General features: G+C 70.8%; 18 protein-coding genes. 3 read left to right on the top strand and 15 right to left on the bottom strand.

The window, feature by feature from the left end; translation table 11 throughout:
• Positions 1 to 223 precede the first annotated feature (223 nt).
• The 4 genes from CVO96_RS18260 to CVO96_RS18245 form a co-directional block, all read right to left on the bottom strand.
• Positions 224 to 1,247, bottom strand: a protein-coding gene (locus CVO96_RS18260; protein ID WP_243398507.1) for an IS630 family transposase whose coding sequence is annotated in 2 segments (ribosomal slippage) — positions 224 to 772 and positions 774 to 1,247 — 1,023 coding nt in all. Because the reading frame shifts where the segments join, the coding sequence is not laid out codon by codon here.
• Between the two features lie 144 nt (positions 1,248 to 1,391).
• On the bottom strand, positions 1,392 to 2,213 hold the full coding sequence (locus CVO96_RS18255) for a glycosyltransferase family 2 protein (protein WP_165795427.1): 822 nt from the start codon (positions 2,211 to 2,213) through the stop codon (positions 1,392 to 1,394).
• A 180-nt stretch (positions 2,214 to 2,393) separates the two neighbouring features.
• Positions 2,394 to 2,648 (bottom strand): hypothetical protein, encoded by a 255-nt coding sequence (locus CVO96_RS18250; RefSeq protein ID WP_133161849.1) that lies wholly within the window; start codon positions 2,646 to 2,648, stop codon positions 2,394 to 2,396.
• Between the two features lie 67 nt (positions 2,649 to 2,715).
• Complete coding sequence (locus tag CVO96_RS18245) at positions 2,716 to 3,606, bottom strand: bacteriorhodopsin-like (RefSeq protein ID WP_243398500.1); 891 nt, start codon at positions 3,604 to 3,606, stop codon at positions 2,716 to 2,718.
• Between the two features lie 394 nt (positions 3,607 to 4,000).
• Here CVO96_RS18245 and CVO96_RS18240 point away from each other — a divergent pair, with 394 nt between their 5' ends.
• On the top strand, positions 4,001 to 5,131 hold the full coding sequence (locus tag CVO96_RS18240) for a PQQ-dependent sugar dehydrogenase (RefSeq protein ID WP_103313863.1): 1,131 nt from the start codon (positions 4,001 to 4,003) through the stop codon (positions 5,129 to 5,131).
• A gap of 10 nt (positions 5,132 to 5,141) precedes the next feature.
• On the opposite strand, the gene CVO96_RS18235 is transcribed toward CVO96_RS18240, so the two are convergent.
• Positions 5,142 to 8,342 carry an alpha-mannosidase gene (locus tag CVO96_RS18235; protein ID WP_133161848.1) on the bottom strand — a complete coding sequence of 1,067 codons (3,201 nt, stop codon included), beginning with the start codon at positions 8,340 to 8,342 and terminating at the stop codon, positions 5,142 to 5,144.
• Positions 8,343 to 8,977: 635 nt separating this feature from the next.
• Here CVO96_RS18235 and CVO96_RS18230 point away from each other — a divergent pair.
• Positions 8,978 to 12,436 (top strand): EAL domain-containing protein, encoded by a 3,459-nt coding sequence (locus tag CVO96_RS18230; protein ID WP_103313861.1) that lies wholly within the window; start codon positions 8,978 to 8,980, stop codon positions 12,434 to 12,436.
• Between the two features lie 252 nt (positions 12,437 to 12,688).
• Positions 12,689 to 12,994: a hypothetical protein gene (locus CVO96_RS18225; protein ID WP_103313860.1), complete on the top strand. Its 306-nt coding sequence runs from the start codon at positions 12,689 to 12,691 to the stop codon at positions 12,992 to 12,994.
• Positions 12,995 to 13,140: 146 nt separating this feature from the next.
• Here CVO96_RS18225 and CVO96_RS18220 read toward each other — a convergent pair whose 3' ends face one another.
• From CVO96_RS18220 to CVO96_RS18180, 10 genes are all read right to left on the bottom strand, one after another.
• On the bottom strand, positions 13,141 to 14,646 hold the full coding sequence (locus CVO96_RS18220; RefSeq protein ID WP_103313859.1) for a DHA2 family efflux MFS transporter permease subunit: 1,506 nt from the start codon (positions 14,644 to 14,646) through the stop codon (positions 13,141 to 13,143).
• A 39-nt stretch (positions 14,647 to 14,685) separates the two neighbouring features.
• A complete protein-coding gene (locus CVO96_RS18215) occupies positions 14,686 to 15,855 on the bottom strand; it encodes a haloalkane dehalogenase (protein ID WP_103313858.1) in 1,170 nt (389 codons plus the stop codon).
• Positions 15,856 to 15,994: 139 nt separating this feature from the next.
• Positions 15,995 to 16,660 (bottom strand): SNARE-associated domain-containing protein, encoded by a 666-nt coding sequence (locus tag CVO96_RS18210; protein ID WP_103313857.1) that lies wholly within the window; start codon positions 16,658 to 16,660, stop codon positions 15,995 to 15,997.
• Positions 16,657 to 17,928 (bottom strand): cytochrome P450 family protein, encoded by a 1,272-nt coding sequence (locus tag CVO96_RS18205; RefSeq protein ID WP_103313856.1) that lies wholly within the window; start codon positions 17,926 to 17,928, stop codon positions 16,657 to 16,659. Before CVO96_RS18205 ends, CVO96_RS18210 begins: the two co-directional genes overlap by 4 nt.
• Entirely contained in the window at positions 17,925 to 18,539 is a 615-nt protein-coding gene (locus tag CVO96_RS18200) for a TetR/AcrR family transcriptional regulator (RefSeq protein WP_103313855.1), read from the bottom strand. The genes CVO96_RS18205 and CVO96_RS18200 overlap by 4 nt, the downstream gene beginning before the upstream one ends.
• 437 nt (positions 18,540 to 18,976) lie before the next feature.
• On the bottom strand, positions 18,977 to 19,780 hold the full coding sequence (locus tag CVO96_RS18195) for a copper resistance D family protein (protein WP_243398499.1): 804 nt from the start codon (positions 19,778 to 19,780) through the stop codon (positions 18,977 to 18,979).
• Between the two features lie 54 nt (positions 19,781 to 19,834).
• Entirely contained in the window at positions 19,835 to 20,233 is a 399-nt protein-coding gene (locus tag CVO96_RS18190; protein WP_103313854.1) for a copper resistance CopC family protein, read from the bottom strand.
• A gap of 59 nt (positions 20,234 to 20,292) precedes the next feature.
• On the bottom strand, positions 20,293 to 20,745 hold the full coding sequence (locus CVO96_RS18185; RefSeq protein WP_103313853.1) for a DUF1775 domain-containing protein: 453 nt from the start codon (positions 20,743 to 20,745) through the stop codon (positions 20,293 to 20,295).
• Between the two features lie 117 nt (positions 20,746 to 20,862).
• A complete protein-coding gene (locus tag CVO96_RS20820; RefSeq protein WP_133161847.1) occupies positions 20,863 to 21,261 on the bottom strand; it encodes a hypothetical protein in 399 nt (132 codons plus the stop codon).
• A 64-nt stretch (positions 21,262 to 21,325) separates the two neighbouring features.
• Positions 21,326 to 21,988, bottom strand: a complete 663-nt coding sequence (locus CVO96_RS18180; RefSeq protein ID WP_103313852.1) for a nucleoside/nucleotide kinase family protein — start codon at positions 21,986 to 21,988, stop codon at positions 21,326 to 21,328.
• Between the last annotated feature and the right edge of the window lie 58 nt (positions 21,989 to 22,046).

Raw genomic sequence — 22,046 nt, 5'->3', positions numbered from 1 at the left:
GGCAGACACACTCTTTAGCCCAGCGGAGTGCCGACTGGACAGAGAACTTCAGCCCAGCGGCTCGACAGGACAGAAGAAAGGAAGGGGAGCAGGCTCCTGCCGGCGAAGACGAGAGCCTGAGAGGGCCTCCGGTTCAGCCCGTGACCTGGAACGGGGTGAACCCGACTGGAGGGAGAGAAAGGACGGATCCCCTGGAATTGGAGGAACATCTACTGATCCGTGCTTAAGTCAGTAGCGAGGCAGAAAAGGGCGTTCCACGAATGAACGCAAGGGGCAGGGCCTTGCGCCGGATGCGCTGCCAGCCTACCGCCAGCCGCTTCTTCAATTCGCCCACCGACATCGCGCAGAAATTCCCCACCACATTCCGTTTGAGATCGGCCCAGATCAATTCGATGGGGTTCAATTCCGGCGCATACGGCGGCAGGTAGAGCAACGACAGGCGTTCGTGCACCTGCACGAACGCCTGCACCGCCTTCGACCGGTGGATCATGGCGCGATCGAGCACCACGATCACCTCGCCGTCGACATGGCGCAGCACATGTTCCAGGAACGTCACGACGCCGGGTGAACGCACCGCGCCGCGGTGCGTGTGGTGCAGGAACTGTCCCCCTGTCGTGATGGCCCCGATCACGGAGAGATGTTCCCAGCGGAGCTTGGTGGGGATGATGGGTGTCTGCCCACACCGGCCCCAGGTGCGAACCTTCGTCGTTTTCAGACTGAAGCCGCTTTCGTCCAGAAACACCACGGTCGCGCCCTCAGCGATTTTTTTTCCCCAAGGCCTCCCGCTGGACACGAACCCACGTAGCGATGTCGTCTTCGTGGCGTTCCACGGCCCGCAGGGCGGGCCGCTGATACGTGAATCCCCAGCGTCGGAGGATCCGGGAGAGGTGCGCCCGATCGAGCCACACGCCGTAGGTCACGCCGATCACATGGCGAATCTTCGGAATTGTCCAGCCGCTGGTTTCAAAGCCGTGCGACCGGGGGTCACCGTCGATCATGGCTCCGATCTCGTCCTGTTGCGCGGCGGTCAGATGCTGTGGTCGACCGGTGGCGCGGGACGCGCGCAGCGCGTCCGCGCCATCGCGCCGCAGCCGAGCACGCCACGCTCGGATGGTGACCTCGGCCACGCCGAACTGCTGGGCCAGGTCGCGGGTTGTGCGGTTGGGGTCGGTGAGGGCGGACTGGGCGGCCAGACGCCGTTCTTCCTGTTGGGCACGCGTGAGATGGCTAGGCCGCCAAAAGGAAATCGTCACTCCCTATGCTACTCATTTACGCATGGATCAGTAGCACCTTCCCGGATGGTACGGAGATCAACGGAATCTGTATGGCGGCAGAGGCTCGACTTGGCCGGTCTCGGCCACCAGACTACGCGGCGAGGCCGGAAGACGTCCTCAGCCCCGCAACATCCCCTCCCCGCGCGCGCGGAAGATCTCGACCTTGAGCCCCCGGCCCACGAGCCGGGCGACGGGCAGGGCCAGGGTACCGGCGACGATGCGGAACAGGCCGTTGATCCGGCGGCGCAGCAGAGACGCGCCTAGTTCGCGCTCGACCCGGGCGATGATCTCGCCGGCCAGCCGGGAGCGGCCGATCAGCCACTCGGGGTTGGCGCGGCTGGCGTCGGTGGGTTCAGAGACCAGCGCCTCGTCGCACCAGACCATCCGCAGTCCGGCGCGGGCACAGCGCGCACTGAGATGGGTGTCCTCGCCGCCCGACGAATAGGCGGGCGAGAACTCTCCGACCCTCTCCAGGGCGTCCAGCCGCAGCAGCACGTTGCCCGCGCCCCAGTAGGACACGGGCGTGCCCGACGGGTAACGGCGCCGGGTCAGGTAGGGCCGCGCCCATTCGAGTTCAGGACTCAGCTGCGCGACCACCGGGCCCGCCACCACGTCTGCCGGATGCTCGCGCTGCGTTCCCAGCAGGGCGTCCAGCCAGCCTTCTGTGGGCAGTTCATCGTCGTCGAGGAAGGCCAGCCACGCGGCGCCCAGGCGGCGGGCCTCGGCCAGCGCGCGGTTGCGGGCGTGGGCGACGCCGGGCCGGGGTTCGTGGGCGAAGGTCAGCTCGCGGCCATGCACAGCCTCCCGGGCCGAGGCGGCCGGGTCGTTGTCCACCACCAGCACCCGGGCGCGGCCCTCCAGCACGGGGGCGGTGGTGTTCAGGTGATCCAGCAGCCGGCTCAGGGCCTCGGGCCGCCGGAAGGTACAGATGGCAATCACGATCAAGGATGACCCCGCAGGGGCCACCGTCTGGCCCCCAGGCCGGTGGCGCAGGAGACTGGAGTCTCCACCCTTCTCTCCCCGAGTGTAGCCGGGTCGCGCGGGCCCCGGCCACCGTCTGGCGGCCACAGCAGCACACAGGCGTCTGGCAGGGAGCCGGACGCCTGCGGAGTCGTCGGGCTAGTTCCGAGGCGCTGTGCTCACCTGCACCGTGCCGACCGGCGCCGTGCTGAGCAGCCACAGGTATCCGACGATCAAGACGGCCAGCCCGGCGTAGATCAGCCGCAGGCCGATCAGGTGGGGCCCCAGCAGGTCGCTGCGGAAGAAGTCCAGCGCCAGGGCGGCCCCGACCAGGGCCATCAGCAGCGCGCCGACAAGCCCGGGCCAGCGCCGGACGGCGACAGACACGGAGGAGAGGAGGGGTGAGGTCGTCATGGGGTCTCCCGGAAGCGGCGCAGAGGGGGATGAGGCGACCCGGGCGGGCCGGCCCAGGTGGGTCTGGTCAGTCGGTGCCCAGGGCGGGGGTGCCCAGCGCCGGGTCGGCGGTCGCCCGGTCGTGCGCGGTCTTCTCCAGCGCGATGAAGTAGATCAGCACGCCAAAGCCGACCTTGGCGAGGATGTCCGCGAGGCTGTAGCCGACCTGCACGGCCACGATCCCGCTGGCGTTCAGGCCGCCGCCCAGCAGCAGCGGCAGCAGGTAGGCGATGGGGTAGAAGCCCCAGGACGCGAACAGCAGCAGGCGCAGGTTGCGGGTGAGCACCTGCACGCGCGCCGGCTGGCGCTCCAACGAGCGGCCCAGCTCCACGAACAGCGTGTAGACGATGTAGATGAAGGGAATGGTGCTGATGGTGCCCCACAACAGCCGGGTGCCGGTGTCGCTGGAGATCTCGCCCGGATAGCCCGTGGCGATCATCACGAAGGCCGCCAGGGCCAGGCGCCAGATCATCCCGGAAGCGATGTTGCTCGCCAGCGCCAGCACGGCGACGGCCTCCACCAGCAGCAGCGGCACGGTCAGGATCCAGTCGGCGTAGCGGTAGGCGTCGTTGAACGGCACGCCGGTCGCCTGATAAACCTCACCGACCAGCCGGTACGACTCGTTCCACGAGTTGAAGATGCGGAAGTAGTGGTAGCAGGCGACCGCAACCACGATGGCCGAGACGACCATCGCCGGACGATACCGGGGCGCCAGGTTCTGCTGGGCCAGCACGAAGAAGAGGAAGCCCGCGCCCATCGTGGCGATGGTGATGGAGAACATCTGATAGACCAGCCCGAACTGACCGTAGCTGAGCGTCAGGCGCGGGGCTTCGTTGCCGGCGCTCTGGGCCAGGGCGGTGCCGAGCACGAGACACAACGCCGCCATGATCCAGGCTCCACCGGAGAATCGACTACGCATGGGGACTCCTTAGGTTGTTCCGCGTGAGGGCACGCGGCGAGGCAGGCACGTGGGGAAACGTGGCGCGGGATAGCTGTTGGTCTGTGACTGACCGGAGCTTAATCCCGAAGACGAATGAGCAATGCATGAAGTTGTACGGTTTCCGGCATTCGGGGTGGAGGGTTCCCCTCAATCACGGGGCGGAGGGCCGCCAGCGGGGACGTGGCGGGGGGAATCCAGCGGCCCGGACGGAGCGGAGGGCGTAGCCCCGCCGCCGACCGTGGCCTGGAACCACGGGCGCCCAGACCCCCCTGATCCCTGCCGGGTTCCGGCCCCCCGAAGTGCCGGAACGTTTTCCCAGACAGCCTTAAGGCGTTCGCCCGTCCTGCCTCATCTGCCTCGGGTCTCCTGAGCCATGACCTCACCCCGTGGCCCTCGCTTGATCCTGCTGGGCGGCCTGCTCGCCGGCGCCCTCGCCTCGTGCGCCATCGTCCAGCGGCCCGCGACCGACCAGCCGAACGCGGGCCTGACGCTGCCCGCCGGCTTCCGCGCCGAGATCTACGCCAGCGGCTTCAAGAAACCCCGCCTGATGGCCCTGGCGCCCAACGGCGACCTCTTCGTGTCCGATACGCAGTCGGGCGAGGTCAGCGTGCTGCCCGACCGTGACCGCAGCGGCCAGCCGGACAGCCGGCAGGTCTACGCGGCCGGCCTGTACAAGCCGCACGGGCTGGCCTTCCACGGGGGCTACCTGTACGTGGCGAACACCGACGGGGTGGTGCGCTTTCCCTACAGGGACGGCGACCTGAAGGCCACGGCCGCCCCGGAGAAGGTGGTCGATCTGCCGCCGGAGGGGCAGCACTACTCGCGCACGCTGGTCTTCGGGCCGGACGACCGGATGTACGTGGCGGCGGGCAGCACCTGCAACGTCTGCGAGGAGAGCGACCCGAAGCGCGCCGCCGTGTGGGTCTACGACGCCGACGGCAAGAACGGCCGCCCCTACGCCACCGGACTGCGCAACGCCGTGGGCCTGGAATGGTTCGGCGGCGCCCTGTACGCCACCGCGAACGGCCGCGACCTGGCCGGCGGCAATATCCCGCCCGAATCCTTCTACGTGCTCAGGGACGGAGCGAACTACGGCTGGCCCTACTGCTACCCGCTGCAGAAGGGCGCCAAGCAGGTCTGGGACAAGGACTTTGGCCGGAAAGATCAGGCCGCCTGCGACGCGGCCCAGCCGGCCTTCGCCACCACCACCGCGCACGCCGCGCCGCTGGGGATGGCCTTCTACACCGCCACGGCCTTCCCGGGGGCGTACCGCAACCAGATGTTCGTCGCGCTGCACGGTTCGTGGAACCGCGAGCCGAAGTCGGGCTACAAGGTGATCACGGTCGATCCGCAGACCGGCGAGACCCGCGACTTCCTGACCGGCTTCCTGAACGGCGCTGCCACCTCCGGCCGCCCGGTCGACCTGCAGGTGGCCCCCGACGGCGCACTGTTCCTGACCGAGGACGGCAACGGCCTGATCTACCGCCTCTCGTACGCGCCCTGAGCGGGCCGGGTCAGCCGGACGTCTCGCTCCGCAGCCGGAAGCTGAGCACCTCGAAGGGGCGCACCGGCACTGTCCAGCGGCCGTCCCGGGGGAGAAGGGGCGCCCCCTCCAGCTCGTCTTCCAGCAGGTTCGTGCGGCTGACCTGAACTCCCTCGCCCGTCTCCAGGTGCAGGTCGCCGCGCGCGCCGTACGGCTCGTAGACGCGCAGGATCAGCCCCTGCCCGTCCTCGGCAGGCTTCAGGGTGCCCAGCGCGACCGTCACGCCCTCCAGAGAAAGGGGGGGCGGCGGCGTCCGGCCCGCTCCCGCCCTCACCACCAGGGGGCTGTTCAGGTCGGTGGCCTCGGCCAGCACCCCGCCCTGCGTCCAGTCGCCGCCGTGGGGCAGCAGGCTGTAGGTGAACTCATGCTCGCCCACGTCGGCCAGGGGGTCGGGGTAGAGGGAGCCGCGCAGCAGGGTCAGCGCCAGCTGACTGCCGTAGGCGGAGTGGCCGTATTTGCCGTCGTTCAGCAGCGCCAGGCCGAAGCCGGGTTCGCTCAGATCCGCGAAGCGGTGGCCGGGCACCTCGAACTGCGCCGCGTCGGCGGGCTGGTTGCGGTGGGTGGGGCGGCGCTGGGCCCCGAAGGCGGTCTCGAAGGTGGCCGTCTCGCTGCGGGCGTTCACGTCCACGAAGGCCTTGACCAGCGTGCGCCGCTCCTGCCAGCGGGCGTGGGTGTGGATGTCCACCCGCGGGCTGCCGGCGGTCACGCGGATCGTCTGGGTCAGCGTGGAGTCGCGCCAGGTCGTGCTCACCTGCACCGAGGCCCGCAGCGGCCCGCGCTCCAGCACCGTGACCTCGCCCGCGCCCAGCGCCTCGCCCAGCGCGGCGTCCTGGGTGTCCGGGTTCACGTCCCAGGCTTCCCAGGCGCGCGGCAGGTCGCGGAAGGCGACGAGCCGGTGCCCCTGCGCCCCCAGCGCCTCGCGCCCGCCCGCCGTGACCAGCCGGGAGAGCTGGCCGTCCGGCGTGACGAGCACGCGCAGCAGGGCGTTGCCCAGCCAGACCCCCTCCGGCGTCTCCTCCAGGGTGACCCCCGGCTCCGCTGGGGCGCGGCTCCGCCCAGCCTCCAATGTCACGCTTCCCAGCGGCGGCACCATGACCTCGGGGGCGACCACCAGCGTGCCGTCCTCCACGTCCTGGGTGGCGACGGGCTGCCCTGTGAGCTCCAGGCCTCCCAGTTCCAGGCCAGCCAGTCCCGCCGGCAGCAGCGCCCGCAGGGGGCGGGGAAAGAGCGAGGCGTTCCAGACCGTGAAGCCGTCTCCAGGGCCAGTCTGGCCGCCGTTCCGCACGCAGGTCGCGCCCCGCAGCGCCGCCTGCAGGGTCGGCTCGGCCTCGGCGTAGACCTCGCGGATCGAGCTGCCGGGCAGGATGTCGTGGAACTCGTGCAGCAGGTGGGTCTTCCAGTGCCGCTCCAGCTCGGCGTGGGCGCGCGACACGTCCTGCCCGTCCCAGCGGGCGAGCGCCAGCGCGGCGTCGGCCTCGACCAGCCGCGCCTCGAGCTGGCGGTGCACCCTCTTGACCCGGCCCTGGGTGCTCAGGGTGCCGCGGTGCAGCTGGAAGTACAGCTCACCCACCCAGACTGGCAGCCCCGAGCGCGGCAGCGTGCCGAAGAAGTCGTCCACCCGGCTGTGGCGCAGGGCCGGCATCCCGGGAAAGGCCCGCAGCCGCTCGTAGCGCCGCAGCATGGGCGCGCTGGGGCCGCCTGCGCCGTCGCCCAGGCCGAAGGTGAACAGGGTTTCCGGCGCGCGGCCGGCCCAGCCGGGGGCCGACGCCGCGCGGTCGTGGCCGCTCACGCGCAGCAGGTGGGCGGGGGCGATGTCGCCGTTGTAGCTGCCCAGCGCCTCGGCGCCGTACACGTCGTTCTTGAAGGTGTGGGCCAGCACCCGCGAGCCGTCCTGGCCCTCCCACCACCACAGGTCGTGCGGGAAGGCGGTGGTCTCGTTCCACGACAGCTTGGTGGTGAAAAAGCCGTCGACACCGCCCTGCAGCAGCAGCTGCGGCAGCGCGCCCGTGAAGCCGAAGGTGTCCGGCAGCCACGCGACCGCGCTGCGCCGGCCGAACTTCTCCTGGAAGTAGCGCTGGCCGTACAGCAACTGCCGGGCCAGCGACTCGCCGCCGGACATGGTGCAGTCGGGCTCCACCCACATCCCCCCCACGGCCTCCCAGCGGCCCTCTCGCACGCGCTCCCGGATGCGGGCGAACAGCTCGGGGCGCTCCTCCTCGATCCAGGCGTAGAGCTGCGCCGAGGACTGGTTGAAGGTGAAGTCCGGGAAGTCGTCCATCAGGCCCAGGACGGTCTCGAAGGTGCGCTCGGCCTTGCGCCGGGTCTCGGCGATGGGCCACAGCCAGGCCAGGTCGAGGTGGGCGTGCCCGCTCAGCGCCAGCGCCCCGGCGGGCGGGAAGGTGGCGCGCAGGGCGTCCAGGCGGGCGTGCAGGGCGGCCCGCGCGGCGCGCACCCCGGCCAGGATCTCCGCGGCCAGCGGCAGCGCGTCCGTCGGCGGCGGCGAGTTCCAGAGCCCGCCCATATCCGCGCCCACGGCGGCCTCCGGGCGGCCCAGGTAGGCGCCCGGCGCCGATGTCCACGGCAGTCCCGCCAGCGCGTCCTCGGCGGCGCTCAGCAGGTGCGGCGCCACGCGCTCCTCCTCCAGCCCGGCGGCCACCCCCAGCAGCGCCTCCAGATCGTCGGCCAGCGCGGTCACGTCGGGCTCGGGCAGGGCCAGCCGCGCCACGCGCAGCCCGGCGCCGGCGTGGTGGGTACCGAACAGGCCCTTGGGCACCGCCTCGACGGTCACCGTGACCGGATCACCGGCCCGCGCGTCCACCGCGAAGCGCCGGTGGTGCGGGTTCAGGCCGCCCGCCCCGCCCGTGGACAGGCGCACCAGCCCCTCGCCGCCCACGTCCAGCTCCAATTCGGCGTCCCCGAAGCCCGCCGGCACGGTGAAGGTCGTCTCCAGCCGCACCGGGCCGCCCGCCACCGCCGGGTCGATGCGCGGCCACGCCTCGCCCAGCCGCAGGGGCCGCGGGGCGTCGCCGGGGAAGGTGAACGTCCACCCACTCAGGTCGTGGGAGGCACGGTCTTTCCAGGCGCGCAGCTCCGAGAGCCGCCGGCCCAGCACGGTGCGCCGCTGCTCGGGGGTGAGGTGCCAGGTGGAGGGCGTGCGGTCGGGTCTGGGCATGGCGGTCTCCTTGCGTGGCCTCTGTGATAGCAGACGGTGACCGGGCAGCGCCTCATACGGCCTGCCGCTCCATTCCAGAACCCCCACTTCCTTCCTGGATGTTCCTCGCCTGCGGAGCTCACTGCATTCAGACCACGGAATGGGTGGCATTCGGAATGGGTATGACTGGATCACCTGCGCTCTGGACGCTGTCGAACGCTGCTGTGAGACGCGCCGCCTGGGCCCACCGGAGGCGGCGAGGCCGTCACCAGGCGCTGCAGATCGGAGAGGTGGACTCAGCTTGACCGCCCTTTGCGCCCGCGCCGATCGCACCCGGCCTGCAGGCCAGCCGCCTGACACGGGTGCCCGATGAAGCCCGGCTCATGTCGCAGGTGCTGAAAGGCCGCTAGCATGGTCGGAAGACATTCCACTTCAAGGCCACGTCTGTCTGAACAAGCCTCAAGCAAGGAGTCGCCAGCATGTCTGAACTGAGATCGGGCCCCGCCGGCCGTAAGTGGCGGCGCCTGCCGTCAGCTGCGGCACAGTGAGGGCTGCTGCGCACGCGACAGGCCCCACCATCCAACTGCACCCCACCACCCCGTTGCCTGCGGGCGGCTGTCGGCTCACAGCGAATCTGAGGGGCGCCTCTGGCCGCCGTGGCTGACCGGTCGTCACCTCGTCAGGAGTATGTCCCCGGAGCAGGGCTGCCCGCTATCCAGCTGCTGCGTCAGCTGCAGGACATCACCGAAACCCTGGCCGGTACCACCCAGGCCACCCAGGTCTTCGAGGTCATCCTGTCGCCGGCCCTGCAGGCGCTGGGGGCCGCGGCCGGCACGGTGCTGCTGTTGACCGAAGGCCGGCTTCAGGCCACTGCGGCCCTCGGGCAGGGGGAAGTCGCCTCCCTATGGCAGGACGGGCCACTGCGAGACCGAACCCCCACCTCGGATGTGCTGCGCAGCCACACCCCGCTGTTCTTCGAGCACAGTGACGACCTGAAGCGGGCCTACCCGGATCTGGAGCGGCGCACCGGCGGCCGGGCCACGGTGGCCAACGCCGTGCTCCCGATGGTGCTGGACGGTCGGGCGCTGGGCGTGATCGTGCTGGACTTCCTGCAGGCGCACGATTTCGTGGAGGTCGAGCGCACCTTCCTGCGGGTCTTGAGCGCCCAGTGCGCGCTGGCGCTGGGCCGGATCGAGCACAGCGGGCGTCAGGAACGCCGGGTGGAGGAGAGCACCCGGGCGCTGCAGGCCTTCGCCGCCCTGACCGAGGCGGTGGGCACTGAGACCGACCTGTCCCGGCTGGCACGCCGGGCGATCGAGGTGGTGCGCACGGCCCTGCCCGAGCTGAGCGTGGCCTATCACGAACTGGACGGCGGGAGGTGGAAGGCGCGCGAGCTGTCGGCCGACATCCCCGCCGAGGCGGCCGAGATCTCCCGGGCGGGACACGCCGCCAGCACCCCGAGCTTTCTGGCCGCGGTGCAGGCCCGGGCGCCTGTCTTTGTCGAGGGCTACGACGCCGGGCGCGAGGGTGTGGTCGGGGCCGAGTCCTACGGTGCGGCGGCGTTCTATCCCTACTTCGTGAAAGGCCGGCCGACGGGCATGCTGGTGGTCGGAACCCGGCGGAGCCAGCAGTGGACGGCCGCCGACCGCGCCCTGGTGGGCGCGGTCGGCCGCAGCCTGGGTCTGGCCTTCGAGCGGACCCACGTCGCCCGGCAGCTGTACGAGCGCAGCCATGAGCTCGCCGCGCGCACCCGGGCCCTGGAAGGATTCTCGGTCATCACCCGGACGCTGAGCCCCGGCAGCGACCCGTACGTGCTGATTCGCCAGGCCCAGGCGCTGGTGCTGTCGATGCTGCCCGAGGGCTACGCGATTTACTACGAACTGGCCGATGGCCGCTGGGTCAGCCGGGTGCAGACCGGCGCCGTGCGCGATTCCGGGCTGCAGGCGCTGATGGACGCGGGCTTCGACTTCGAGGCGCCCCAGAGTCTGGTCATCCCCTGGACGAGCCGGCGGCCGTTGTACCAGGACGAATACCTGCAGGGCCGGGACACCCCGCCTGAGCGGGTCGCCCACATCAGTACCATCGCCACCCTGCCGGTGCTGCAGGCGGGCGAACCGGTGGGCGTCATGGCCTTCGTGTTGTTCGCGCCGCGCCGCTGGTCGGGCACCGATCAGGCGGTGATGGAGACCACGGTGCGCAGCCTGGGTCTGACGCTCGAGCGCGCCCAGCAGGCCCGCCGGCTCGAGGAGGAGCGCGCGGCCCTGGACGCTTTCGTCGCCTTCACGGAAGCCTCGGCGACCGCCACCGATATCCTGGCCCTCGCCCGTCAGGCGGTGAACGTGCTGCGCACCACCCTGGCCGATATCAGTGCCGTCTACTACGAGCTGGAGGGAGAGCTGTGGAAAGCCCGGGTGTGGTCGGACGACTTCGCGCCCGAGGTCACGGCCGTGCTCTCGGCCGGGATTCCGGTGGATGCGCCAAGCTATGCGGAAGTCATGCGGACGCGTGAACTGGTGCTGGTGCCGGGCTGGGAAGCGGCGCGGGAGGGGGTCTCGAATTCAGAGTCGTTTGGCGCCGGCGCCTTCTATCCGTGTTTCGTGGGCGACGGGCCGCACGGGCTGCTGGGGATGGGCATCCAGCGCGCACAGGACTGGACGGTGCGCGAGCGCGAGGTGTTCCGGGCGGTGGGGCGCAGTCTGACCCTCGCCCTGGAACGGGCGGAAATCGTCCGGCAACACGAGGCGCAGGAGCTCGCCACCCTGCTGGCCCGCACACAGGCCGAGCAGGCGCAGCGGGAAGCGGAGCGGCAGCGGCAGGCGGCCGAGCGCATGGCGCATCTGGCCCACCATGACGCCCTGACCGGTCTTCCCAACCGGGCCGGTCTGAGCGCGAGGCTGGCCCAGGCCATCTCCGACGGCACCCCGCTGGCGCTGCTGTATCTGGATCTGGACGGCTTCAAGGCGGTCAACGACACCCTCGGACATGACGCCGGGGACGCGCTGCTGATGCAGATCGCGGACGCCCTGCGCGGCGAGCTGCGGAGCGCGGCCGAACACGACCCCCTGCTGGCCCGCATCGGTGGGGACGAGTTCACGGTCATGCTGACCGGGGTCATGGACGAAGCGCAGCCCGGCGCCATCGCGCAGCGCCTGAACCGCGCCCTGCAGCGGCCCTTCCCGGTGGCCGGGCAGGATCTCTTCGTGACGGGCTCGACGGGCATCAGCCTCTTCCCGGAGGACGGACAGACTCCTGACGACCTGCTCAAAAACGCGGATCTGGCCATGTATCAGGTCAAGCGGGAACTGAAGAACGGTTGGCGGCGGTATCGGCCCAGCATGACCCAGGAGGCGCAGACCCGCCTGTTGGTCACGAGTGGCCTGAGGGACGCGCTGGAGCGCAGTGAATTTCAGCTCCACTACCAGCCGCAGATCGACCTGAAGAGTGGTGAGGTCATGTGCCTGGAAGCGCTGCTGCGCTGGTTTCCAGAAGGAGGCGTTCCCGTGCCCCCAGACCTCTTCATTCCGGCGGCCGAAGCGTCTGGCCTGATCATCGAACTCGGGCAGTGGGTGCTGGGCGCGGCCTGTGCCCAGCTGGCCGCCTGGCACCGGAGCGGCTTCCCCAGGCTGCGGGTCGCCATCAACGTCTCTCCGCTGCAGTTCGCCCGGCCAGACTTTGCCCAGTCGGTGGAGCGCGCGCTGGAGCAGGCCGGCCTGGAGGCCAGCGCGCTGGAACTCGAACTGACCGAGCGGGGCGAACTGAGTGACCTGCCGGCCGTGCTGGGGCAGTTCCGGGCCCTGCAGCATATGGGCGTCCACCTGGCGCTGGATGACTTCGGTGCGGGCGAATCCAACCTGGGGCGCCTGCTCCACCTGCCCTTCGACGTCCTGAAACTCGATCACCACCTGATTGCCAGCCTGGGTACGCAGCCCGAGGCGCAGATGTTCCTGCCTGCCCTCCAGACCTTCGCGTCGAGCCTGAATCTCGAACTGGTGGCCGAGGGCATCGAGACCGAGGCCCAGCTGGAGGCGGTGCGGGCCCTGGGTTGTCAGCGGGCCCAGGGCTACCTGCTGGGCCGCCCGGCCGCGGTCTGGCCCCCCGAGCCCGCCCCCCGTTGAGTCCAGCTCGGGCCCCGGGCCGAGCTGGCAGCACCCCGCCCCCCGCTTGCCGGCTTTGGGGCGTTGCTGCGAACAGCCCGGACGTGCCCCTCCACCTCCATCCTGCCCCGTCCTGTCCCGCTCCGCTCATGGCCCGATCACGGCCCCAGGCGCACGCTGCTCCCAGGGACGCCGGGGAGTGGGGGCGTCCTGGCCGGCGAGCGGCCGCCATCACGCGCCATGCGGGCGCGGATCCTCGGGGGAGGGACACACATGATCAGGACGAAACGGGTACAGAGCGGCGACTGGCGGACGGTGGAATGGTTCTGGAACGCCTCTGGTACGGCCTTCTTCCAGGCCCCGGCCGGCGCGCAGATCAAGGTGCGCTACGGGGTGGGCTGGTTCGGCTTCGACCGCCAGAAGCAGACCCTGGACGGCGTCCGCTTCAAGAAGCTGACGATCGGCACGGCCTCGATCGCCCGGGCCCGGATGCAGGTGAGGGTGGCCCAGACGGTCGATGTAACCTACGACGTCTATCCCGGCAACGTATCGATCACGACGCCGGAAATCCCCGTTTAGCGACGGGGCCGTGAGGCCGGCGTCCTGAAGACCCTGCGGAGCGAGGATCCTGGGTGCGGATCTGGCCGGCTGCTCTGGCCCGATCCGTGCCCGCTCTGCCCTCCAGCCACCGCGTCGGGCGCCTCGCCACCCCCGCCTGGGAGGCGTCAGGGCACCGGCGCCTGGGGAAGCGCCGCGCCGGCACGCAACGGACGCCCGGGCAAGAAGACCGTCACCGCTGCGCCCAGCACCACGATCAGGGCGCCGAGGCGGAACACGGTGGAGACGGCAGACGTGTACGCCTCGCGCACAGCAGCGCCGTCCGTGGGAAGGTCAGGCAGGTTCGCGCTCAGGCTGGCCGCGAAGACCGCGCCGAGCACCGCCAGCCCGGCGCTGCCGCCCAGCTGCTGAAAAAAGCCCACGCTGGAGGTCGCCACTCCGGTCTGCGCGGGTGGCAGGGCGTTCTGTACCGCGAGCGTGTACAGCGAGACCACCGGCCCGAAGCCGATGCCGACGACGATCATCTTCAGGGAGACCTCCAGGGCGCTCGACTGTGGGCTCAGGGTGAAGCCGAGCAGCACGAAGCCCACGAACAACACGGCGAGCCCGCCCAGCATCACGGATTTGTAACGGCCCAGGCGTGTGGTGAGCAGGCCCGAAAGAATCGAGCTGGCGATCAGGGCGAACATCAGCGGCGTGGTGGACAGCCCCGCGGCCGTGGCGGACACGCCGACCACGTTGATCAGGAACAGCGGCAGAAACACCCCGGTGGTGAGCAGGCTGGCACCCAGCACGAACACGGCGCTCACCCCGAGCGCGAAGGTACGGTCGCGGAACAGTCGCAGGTCGAGCAGCGGGTCGGCGGCGCGGCGCTCGACGTGCAGGAAGGCGACCAGCGCCGCTGCGAAGGTCGTGAGCAGCGTCAGGATCGGCCACGACGTCCAGGCGAAGGCCAGTTCGCCCGGCGCGGGGGCAGTCTTCCCCAGGCTCAGCGCCAGCAGCAGCGAAACCACGGCCAGCGTGAGCAGCAGCGCACCGGGAACATCGACCGGCCCGCGCCAGGGCGCGGTGGCCCGTCCCGGCAGCCGCGCCCAGATCACCCACAGCGCCAGCAGCCCCAGCGGCACGTTCACGAAAAAGACCCAGGGCCACGACAGGGCGTCGGTCAGGGCGCCGCCGACCAGCGGCCCCAGGATGCTCGACACCCCGATCACGGCGCCCAGCAGCCCCTGCACGCGGGCGCGTTCGAGCGGCGGGTACAGATCCGCCACCGTGGCCCCCGTGCCCGCCAGCAGCGCGCCGGCCCCCAGGCCCTGCAGGGCGCGGAAGAGGATCAGTGCCCCCGCGTTCCAGGCGAGGCCGCACAGCAGTGATCCCAGGACGAACACGGCGATCCCGCCCAGCATCACCGGCCGCCGCCCGTACAGGTCGCCCAGTTTGCCCGCCACGGGCAGGGTGACGGTGCTGGTCACCAGATACGCGATAGTCAGCCAGGCGTACAGTGCCGGCGTGACCGACAGCGCCTGCTGGATGCGGGGCCCGGCGGCGGCCACGATGGTCTGGTCGAGCGAGGCGAGCAGCACCGCCAGCACCACCCCCACCATGATCCGGGCGCGGGCCTGGGGGGACAGGATGGCCGGGAGAGCCTCGGGGGCGGATGGAGTGGTGGTCATGGACGGTCTCCTCGCGCCTGAGTTGCCTCAGATGAGGTCTCAGAAGGCATTGGCGGCGATGAAGCGGTTGATCCGCGCGGCGATGTCGGCGCCCTGGTCGTCCTGCAGGAAGTGGCTGGCATCCGGGTAGCGGTGGTGGGCCTGCCCCCTGGCCCCGGGAACGTTGTCGATGAACCACGTCAGGGGCGGGGCGGGCTCGTTGGCGCCGAAAATCGTCAGGAAGGGTTTGTCGTAGCGCTTCAGTCCTGCCATGACGGCCTCGTTCCGACCGGCCGTCTGGTTGACCAGGCTCGGGAAGGTGCGGGGGGCCGCCATCAGGACGCGGCTGGGGAAGGGGGCGGCGTAGGCGGCCAGCACCCCGGGCGTGAGCGGCCGGTAGGTCAGGGCCTCGATAAAGCTGGCGGGCTGGAAGTCCTCGGCATACATGGCGTAGGCGATCCAGTCCCCAAAGGGATCACCTTCGTCACGGTTGCCGATAGGAATGGTGGAGTTCCCCTTCTCGTCGACCAGGGCGGGCTGTTGCGGTGGCACCATGCTGATCGTCCGCCGGAACCCGGCCACAGCGGCGCCGATATCCTTGGGCACCGCGTAGGGTTCCTTGACATCCGGAAACCCACCGTTGCCCAGGATGATGCGGTCAAAGGTGTCGGGCTTCGTGCTCGCCAGATCCAGGCCGAGGACACTGCCCCAGTCCTGCATAAACACCGTGAGGTTCTTCAGCTCCAGTCTCTGGATGAACGTGTCCAGGCGGCCAAGGTGGTTCTGATAGCTGTGGTATTCCAGCGCGGTGGGCTTGTCCGAGCGCCCCATGCCGACATGATCCATGGCGATGACGCGGTGGCCCCCTTTGACCAGCACGGGAATCATGTACCGGTACAGGTATGACCACGACGGCTGGCCGTGCAGGAGCAGGATGGGGGCGGCGTCGCGCGGCCCCTCGTCGATGTAGGCCTGCCGCAGCCCGTCAATCTCCAGATATTTGGGCGCGTAGGGCCAGTCGGGCAGGTTGGCAAAGCAGGCATCGGGCGTGCGGACAAATTTGACGCCCTGGTTGGTGGTCTGCACTTCGGGCGGGGCCAGGCAGGCGGCGCTGGCCGGCGTGGGGGCGGCGGCCCGGGGCATGCAGCCCGTGAGCAGCAGGCTGCCCAGAAGCAGGGTGCCGAGGGCCAGGGAACGGAGGGGGCTGCCGGAGGTGACTGTGCTGGACATGGGTGGTCTCCTTTCAGCCGTGGGGGCTGGCGTTCTTCCGGCGGCGCGGATCTGCGCCGGGGGTGCGGTAGCGTCACGCCGGGTACCATCGGGGTGGCCTACAGGACGCTGCCAGGGATCAGGAGCAGCGCGTCGGCGCTCAGCGCTTTCGCAGGCGCCGGACAGCCACCGCGCCGCCCACCAGCAGCAGCGGGGCGAGGGCGACCAGCCCGGCCAGGCCCGGGGCGGTCTGGAGCAGGGCCCGCAGCAGGGTGACGCCCAGCAGCGCCTGCAGGGTCCAGAGCGCCACTCCGGGAATGGTGGCGGCCAGGTATTGCCGCCGGGTGTACCCGCTCAGCAGATAGAAGGCTTCCAGCGCCAGGCCGGAGCCGAGCCCCAGCCGCACCAGGATCCCGATCAGGAAGGGGTGCCGGGCCACCCGCGCGGTCAGGTTCTCCAGCCAGCGCGGCCAGCCCGCCCGCTGCCGCAGGGCGGCGCCGCCCGCCCTGGACAGCAGGTAGGCGGTGAGCACGCACCCGATCAGGCTGCCGACAAACGACAGCGCCAGCGCGGTGGGCAGCGGCCAGATCAGCAGCGACAGGGCCGCCACCACGCTGTTGAGGTGCAGCGGCGCGGTCACGATGCACAGCAGCACGAACACCACCGGCGCGGCCGAGCCGGCGCTGGCAACGGCGGCCTGGAGCGCTCCGGTCAGCCACTCGGGCCGTGTCACCGCCAGGATGATGCCGCCCACCGTCAGCAGCGTGACCAGCAGCGTCCACAAGCCCTGCCGCAATTGCCCGGCCCGCGAGGTGTTGAGCGTCACAGCGTGACCGGCAGGCGTTCCAGTCCGCGCACGACGAAGCTGCGGCGCCACGTCAGGTCGGCGGCAGGCACGGCCAGCTTCAGCTTTGGGGCGCGCTGCACCAGCGTGTTCAGGGCGATCTGCGCCTCCAGGCGGGCCAGCGGCGCCCCCAGGCAGTAGTGCATCCCCAGGCCGAAGCCCAGGTGCCGGTTGCCCGTGCGCCCGATGTCCAGCGTGTCCGGGGCCTCGAACTGAGAGGCGTCGCGGTTGGCCGAGGCCAGGATGCCGATCACCAGTTCGCCCTTGGGGATGCGGACGCCCGCGAACTCGGTGTCGTGGGCGGCGTAGCGCTCGGTGCCCTGCTCGACCGGCGCGGCGTAGCGCACCAGTTCCTCCACGGCCGGCTTGATCAGCGCCGGGTCGGCGCGCAGCCGCTCCAGCTGCTCCGGGTGCTGCAGCAGGGCCAGGGCGCCGCTGCCGATCAGGTTCACGGTGGTCTCGTGCCCGGCCGAGAGCAGCAGGAAGATCATCGAGAGGATTTCGTCGTCGCTCAGGGCGTCGTTCTGATCCTGCGCCAGCACCAGCGCCGAGATCAGGTCGTCCGCGGGCACCGCGCGGCGCTGCGCGATGAGGCGGCGGGTGTAGCGCATGAAGCTCAGGAGGGTGGGGATCACGAACAGCGGGTTGCGGTCGCCCAGCGAGACCACCGCCTTCGTCCAGGTGACAAATTTGCCCCGGTCGCGCTCGGGCACGCCCAGAATGTGCCCGATGACCGTCAGGGGCACCGGCAGCGCGAGGTCGCCCATCAGGTCGGCCGAGCCGCGGCGCCGGGCCGCGTCCAGCGCCTCGTCGGCCACCGCCTGGGCGGAGCTTCGCATCGCCTCCACCGTGCGCGGGGTGAAGGCCTTGTGCACCAGCACCTTGAGCCGGTCGTGGTCGGCCCCGTCCAGGCTCAGCAGGCTCCGCTGCAGCGCCTTGAAGGGGCCGGGCAGGTTGGCGGTCGGGGACTGGCGCAGCTGCTCGGGCGTCATGGCGTTCCGGGGGTTCTTGACGAAGGTGTCGTCGTCTTTGAGCAGGGCGCCCACGTCGGCGTAGCGCGTCACCAGCCAGGCCCGCTGCAGGCGACCCAGTTTGAGCTGAACCGGGAACACCGGGGCGTCCTGGCGCAGCCGCGCGTAGAAACCGAAGGGGTTGGCCTTGAAGGCGGGGGCGGTGATGTCGGTGCTCTCCAGGGTGTGCAGGGGCGCGGTCAGGTAGTCGGCGGTGGACAGGGTCTTGGGGTGGGTCATGTCTGTTCTCCAGTCAGGCCGCTCAGGAGAACGTCGGTCAGCAGGTCGGGAAAGTCGTCCCAGTGCGCTTCCAGCACGTCGTCGTACAGCACGCGCTGCACGATGGCCCCCAGCATCAGGCTGGTCACGGCCCGCACGCGCAGTGCCATGTCCGGCGGGGGCAGCGCGCCCGCGAACACGGTGCGCTCCAGGATGCCGGCGGCGGCGAGCACCATGGGATCGAGGAGCTGCGTCCGCACCCGCTCGGCAAACGCCCGGTTGACCAGGGCCTCGGAGATGACGATGCGGAACAGCTCGGCCCGCCCTCCCGTGAGGGCGGCCAGCGGGTGATACACGGCGGCGCGCAGGAAAGCGCGCGGGTCGGACTCGGCCTGCAGAAGCGGCATGACCTCTGCCTGAGTGCGGGTGGTCATCAGGTCGAAGAGGCCCAGCAGCAGGGCCTCCTTGTTCTCGAAGTAGGTATAGATCGAGCCGTGGGCGACCCCGGCGGCGGCGGCCACGTCCTTGATGCTCGCGGCGTGGAAGCCCTTCTCGGCAAAAACCCGCGCGGCGGCGTCGAGGATGTGCTGCTGTTTGGTGGCGGTCAGTTGCGCCTGCAGGTTCTCGTTCATCGATCCTCCTTGTGACTGATCAATCAATCAAATGAATGACTGATCAGTCATAATTCAGCATAGTCGGCCGGTCGGCCGCTGTCAACGCCGCCGGTGGGGCAGGTGGGGTCTCCAGGCACCTGACCGCCGTGTCGTCGCCAGTCACGTCGCGGGCCGGACATGAGGTAGAGGGCACAGTCCGGGCCCCGCGATCTCCAGACTGTGGAAGCCATCCAGGATCGTGTGGACAGGGGTTCCCACGGCCCGGCGGTCACCACGAGGTTTTCCGACCGCCGGGCCACCTCGACACCGTTCAGCGCAGGCGAGGCGTGATGGGGGCTCCGGTGGCCCTCCAGTCTGAGTCCGGGATCAGTCCTTCTGGAGGGAGCGGGAACAGGCCCGGAATGAAGTGGGCCGTTCCTCTCCTCGGTGCCCATTGACCGCGATGCCTGGCCCTCTCAGTGCCCGTCCATCTCCATCGGCATCTGGCCCTCGGCCGGGGGCGGCGTGCCGGCCAGGGTAGCGGTGGCGCCCAGCACCGCGATCAGCAGGGCGACTTCCAGCGCCAGCACCCGGCGAACCGGCGCGGCCCGCGCGAAGGCCCGGCGGGTGAGCAGCGCCGAGACCAGGGCCAGCGCCACCAGCGCAAGCTTGACCATCAGCACCCGGCCGTATCCGCTGTCCCACACGCCCCACAGCCGGCCGGCGTGCTCCAGGGTGGCGACCATGCCGGTGAAGCCCAGGGTCAGGACGCAGGCCGTGGCGATGGGCGTGAAGCGCGCCGCGTGGCGGGCGTCCGCGCTGGGCAGGGTCGCGAGGGCCAGCACCCCGCCCAGCCAGACGGTCATGGCGCCCGCGTGGACGGCGTGCAGCAGGCGGACGCCCGGCCCATGGGCGCTGCCGTGGCCCGCGCCCGCCAGTCCCCAGAGCGTGATTCCGGCGGCCACCAGCAGCACCGCCGCGGACGAGGCCGTGAGTTCGGCCGAGAGCATCAGCGCGGCGCCGATCAGCACGACGACCAGGGCCCAACCGGAGGTGGTCTGGGTGAGGTACTCCAGCGCGTCGGCGGGCGCCGTGAAGCCCAGGGCAGACAGGGTGCTCCACACGCTCAGCCCCACGCCCAGGCCCAGCAGCGCCAGCCCCCCGGCCAGCACCCGCCCGCCCGGATGGGCCGGGGTGAGCCGGCGGCGGGCGAAGACCCCGCCCAGAAGCAGCACCAGCCCCAGGTAGAGCAGGGCTCGGGCGAGCATCAGGGTGGTCACGTCGCCGCGCTCACGTCGCCCTGCTCATCTGAACCCGCCCATCTGGCCCCCGCCTCATCTGACCTGGAAGACCTGATGGCCGACCACCGGATGGCCGTCGTCCGAGAGCACGGACCAGGCGATCAGATACGCGCCCGGTGCCAGCCGGGGCTTGACGGGGAGGCGGAGCTGCGCCGCCATGCCCCTGGGGACGGTTCCAAGGGTCAGGAGCTGCGGGGCACCGGCCTTCAGGGCCAGCGCTGCCTTCGCGGCGGCCTCGGGGGTCTGGCCGGCGGGTAGTTTCATCACCCGGAACATGGAAAAGCGCAGGTTGACCGGTTCGCTGAAGCGCAGGCTCACGGCGGCGGGGGCAGCCACGGCCGCGCCGGCCAGGGGCGCGAGCACCGTGACCTCGGTGTGGGCGAGCGCGCCGGACAGGGCGCCGAGCAGCAGCAGAACGATCAGGTGTTTCATGGGCAAACCTCCGGAGACAAGAGGGGTGGCTCAGGGCGGCAGCCCACCGCCGACAGGCTTTATTTCACGGTCGTCTTGCTGGCCGGCCCCTTGGCAGGGTCAGTGTCGTCCCAGGCCACCACGGAGCCATCGCTGTAGGTCTGATAGATCTTCCAGACCAGCTCGCCGGCCACCTCCGGGTTCCTCGCCTGGAAGAAGAATCGGGCGTATTCCATCGGGGCGACGGTGCCCGTCCAGATGACCTCGGTGACCAGGCCAGCCGTGTTCCTGGTGACGGTGCGGGTAAAGCCGGGGGTGACCTGAAAGCGGCTGAGCGTCACGCCGGCCGGAACCATCAGGCGGATCTGGGTGGTCGCGACTTCCTTCTCGGTGGGTACGTTCAGGCGGTAGGTCTCGCTCGCGCCGACCTTGCTCTCGGTCAGGCCCGCCTCCGTGCGGACAGTGGCGTGGGCGGCGGCGACGGGCAGCAGGGCGGCCAGGGACAAGGACAGCAGGGCACGAAAGACGTTCATGTCGACCTCGAAGGCTGGAGGAAGGGTGGGCCAGGCAACCCGCGGGCACCACTGCGCGGGGACGCCGCTCCCCCTCACGGAAGTGGTCTCGGCAGTGGGACGGCGGAGGGTCTGGCGCTACGACAGCGGCCAGGCACGGGTGGGCGGTGCCCGGGCATCGGCCGGCCCCGGCAGCGTGCGGCTGACCTGAGCACGGGGCCGCTGGGGACTGGTCGTGGCGTCCAGGCGACTGGGCAGATGTGGTGTGCCCGGCGGCGCGAGCGCGAAGGCCGCCGTGGAGCAGAACGGGCAGTGGGCCGCGTGGTGCCCCGCCGGCTCCGGCCGGTCGCCCTGAACGGCCGGGGGCTGACCGGGCGCGTGGTGGGCTGCGGGGTGGTCAACTTCTACCCTCTGGGACATCCACGGCCCCACGGCACCGACGGGCCGGGCCGTCCGGAGCGTGAACGCGAGGGACGCGAGCAGGCACAGCGCCGCCAGCAGCCAGCGCTGCGGGGTGGCCCGGGTCGTCCGCTTCACGGTCTTGAGTGTAGGTGACTTGACCGGATGACGGGATCGAAAGGCGGCCCGCGCCCCCCGTGGGCTACGACCCCACCTGCACGATCAGGTCGGCGCGGTTCCGGGTTCCGGCGATCAGCTCGGCGTTGCGCTGGTCGACCTGCTGCGCCCACGCCACGGCCTCGTCCCGGGATCGGCCGTGAGATTCGTGCCGGCGCACGAGCCGGGCGACGCGCACCTCGTCCGGAAGGTCGAGGTACCACACCACGTCGATGGCGGCCCGCGCCCGGCGCCACGCCTCGCCGTCCAGCAGCAGGTAGTTGCCCTCCGTGATGATCAGCGGCGTGTGGGCGAAGACCGGAACCGCGCTGCCGATGGACTCCTCCAGCGAGCGGTCGAACAGCGGCGCGTAGACGGTGCTCTCGCGCTCCTGGCGCACCCTGTCCAGCAGGGCGGCGTACCCGCCCGCGTCGAAGGTGTCCGGCGCGCCCTTGCGATCCCGGCGGCCCAGGCGCACGAGTTCCCCGTTGGCCAGGTGGAAGCCGTCCATCGGCACTACCGCGGCGTCCTCGCCCAGCGCGGCGGCCAGCGCGGCGCAGACGGTCGATTTTCCGGCGGCCGGCGCGCCCGTGATGCCCAGGATCCGCCGCTGGCCGGGCACGATCAGGGCCCTCGCGCGGGCCACCAGATCATCCAGGTTGAGGGACAGGGCGGGCGGGGGGTCGGGGATGTCGCCGGGAGTCGTCATGGCTTCATTGTCACCGGAGCCGGGGGCGATGTCCTGTCCAGACCCTGACCACCACCCG

It is taken from the genome of Deinococcus koreensis (assembly GCF_002901445.1).
GTDB lineage: Bacteria > Deinococcota > Deinococci > Deinococcales > Deinococcaceae > Deinococcus > Deinococcus koreensis.
This window is presented reverse-complemented; position numbering and strand designations above follow the sequence as displayed.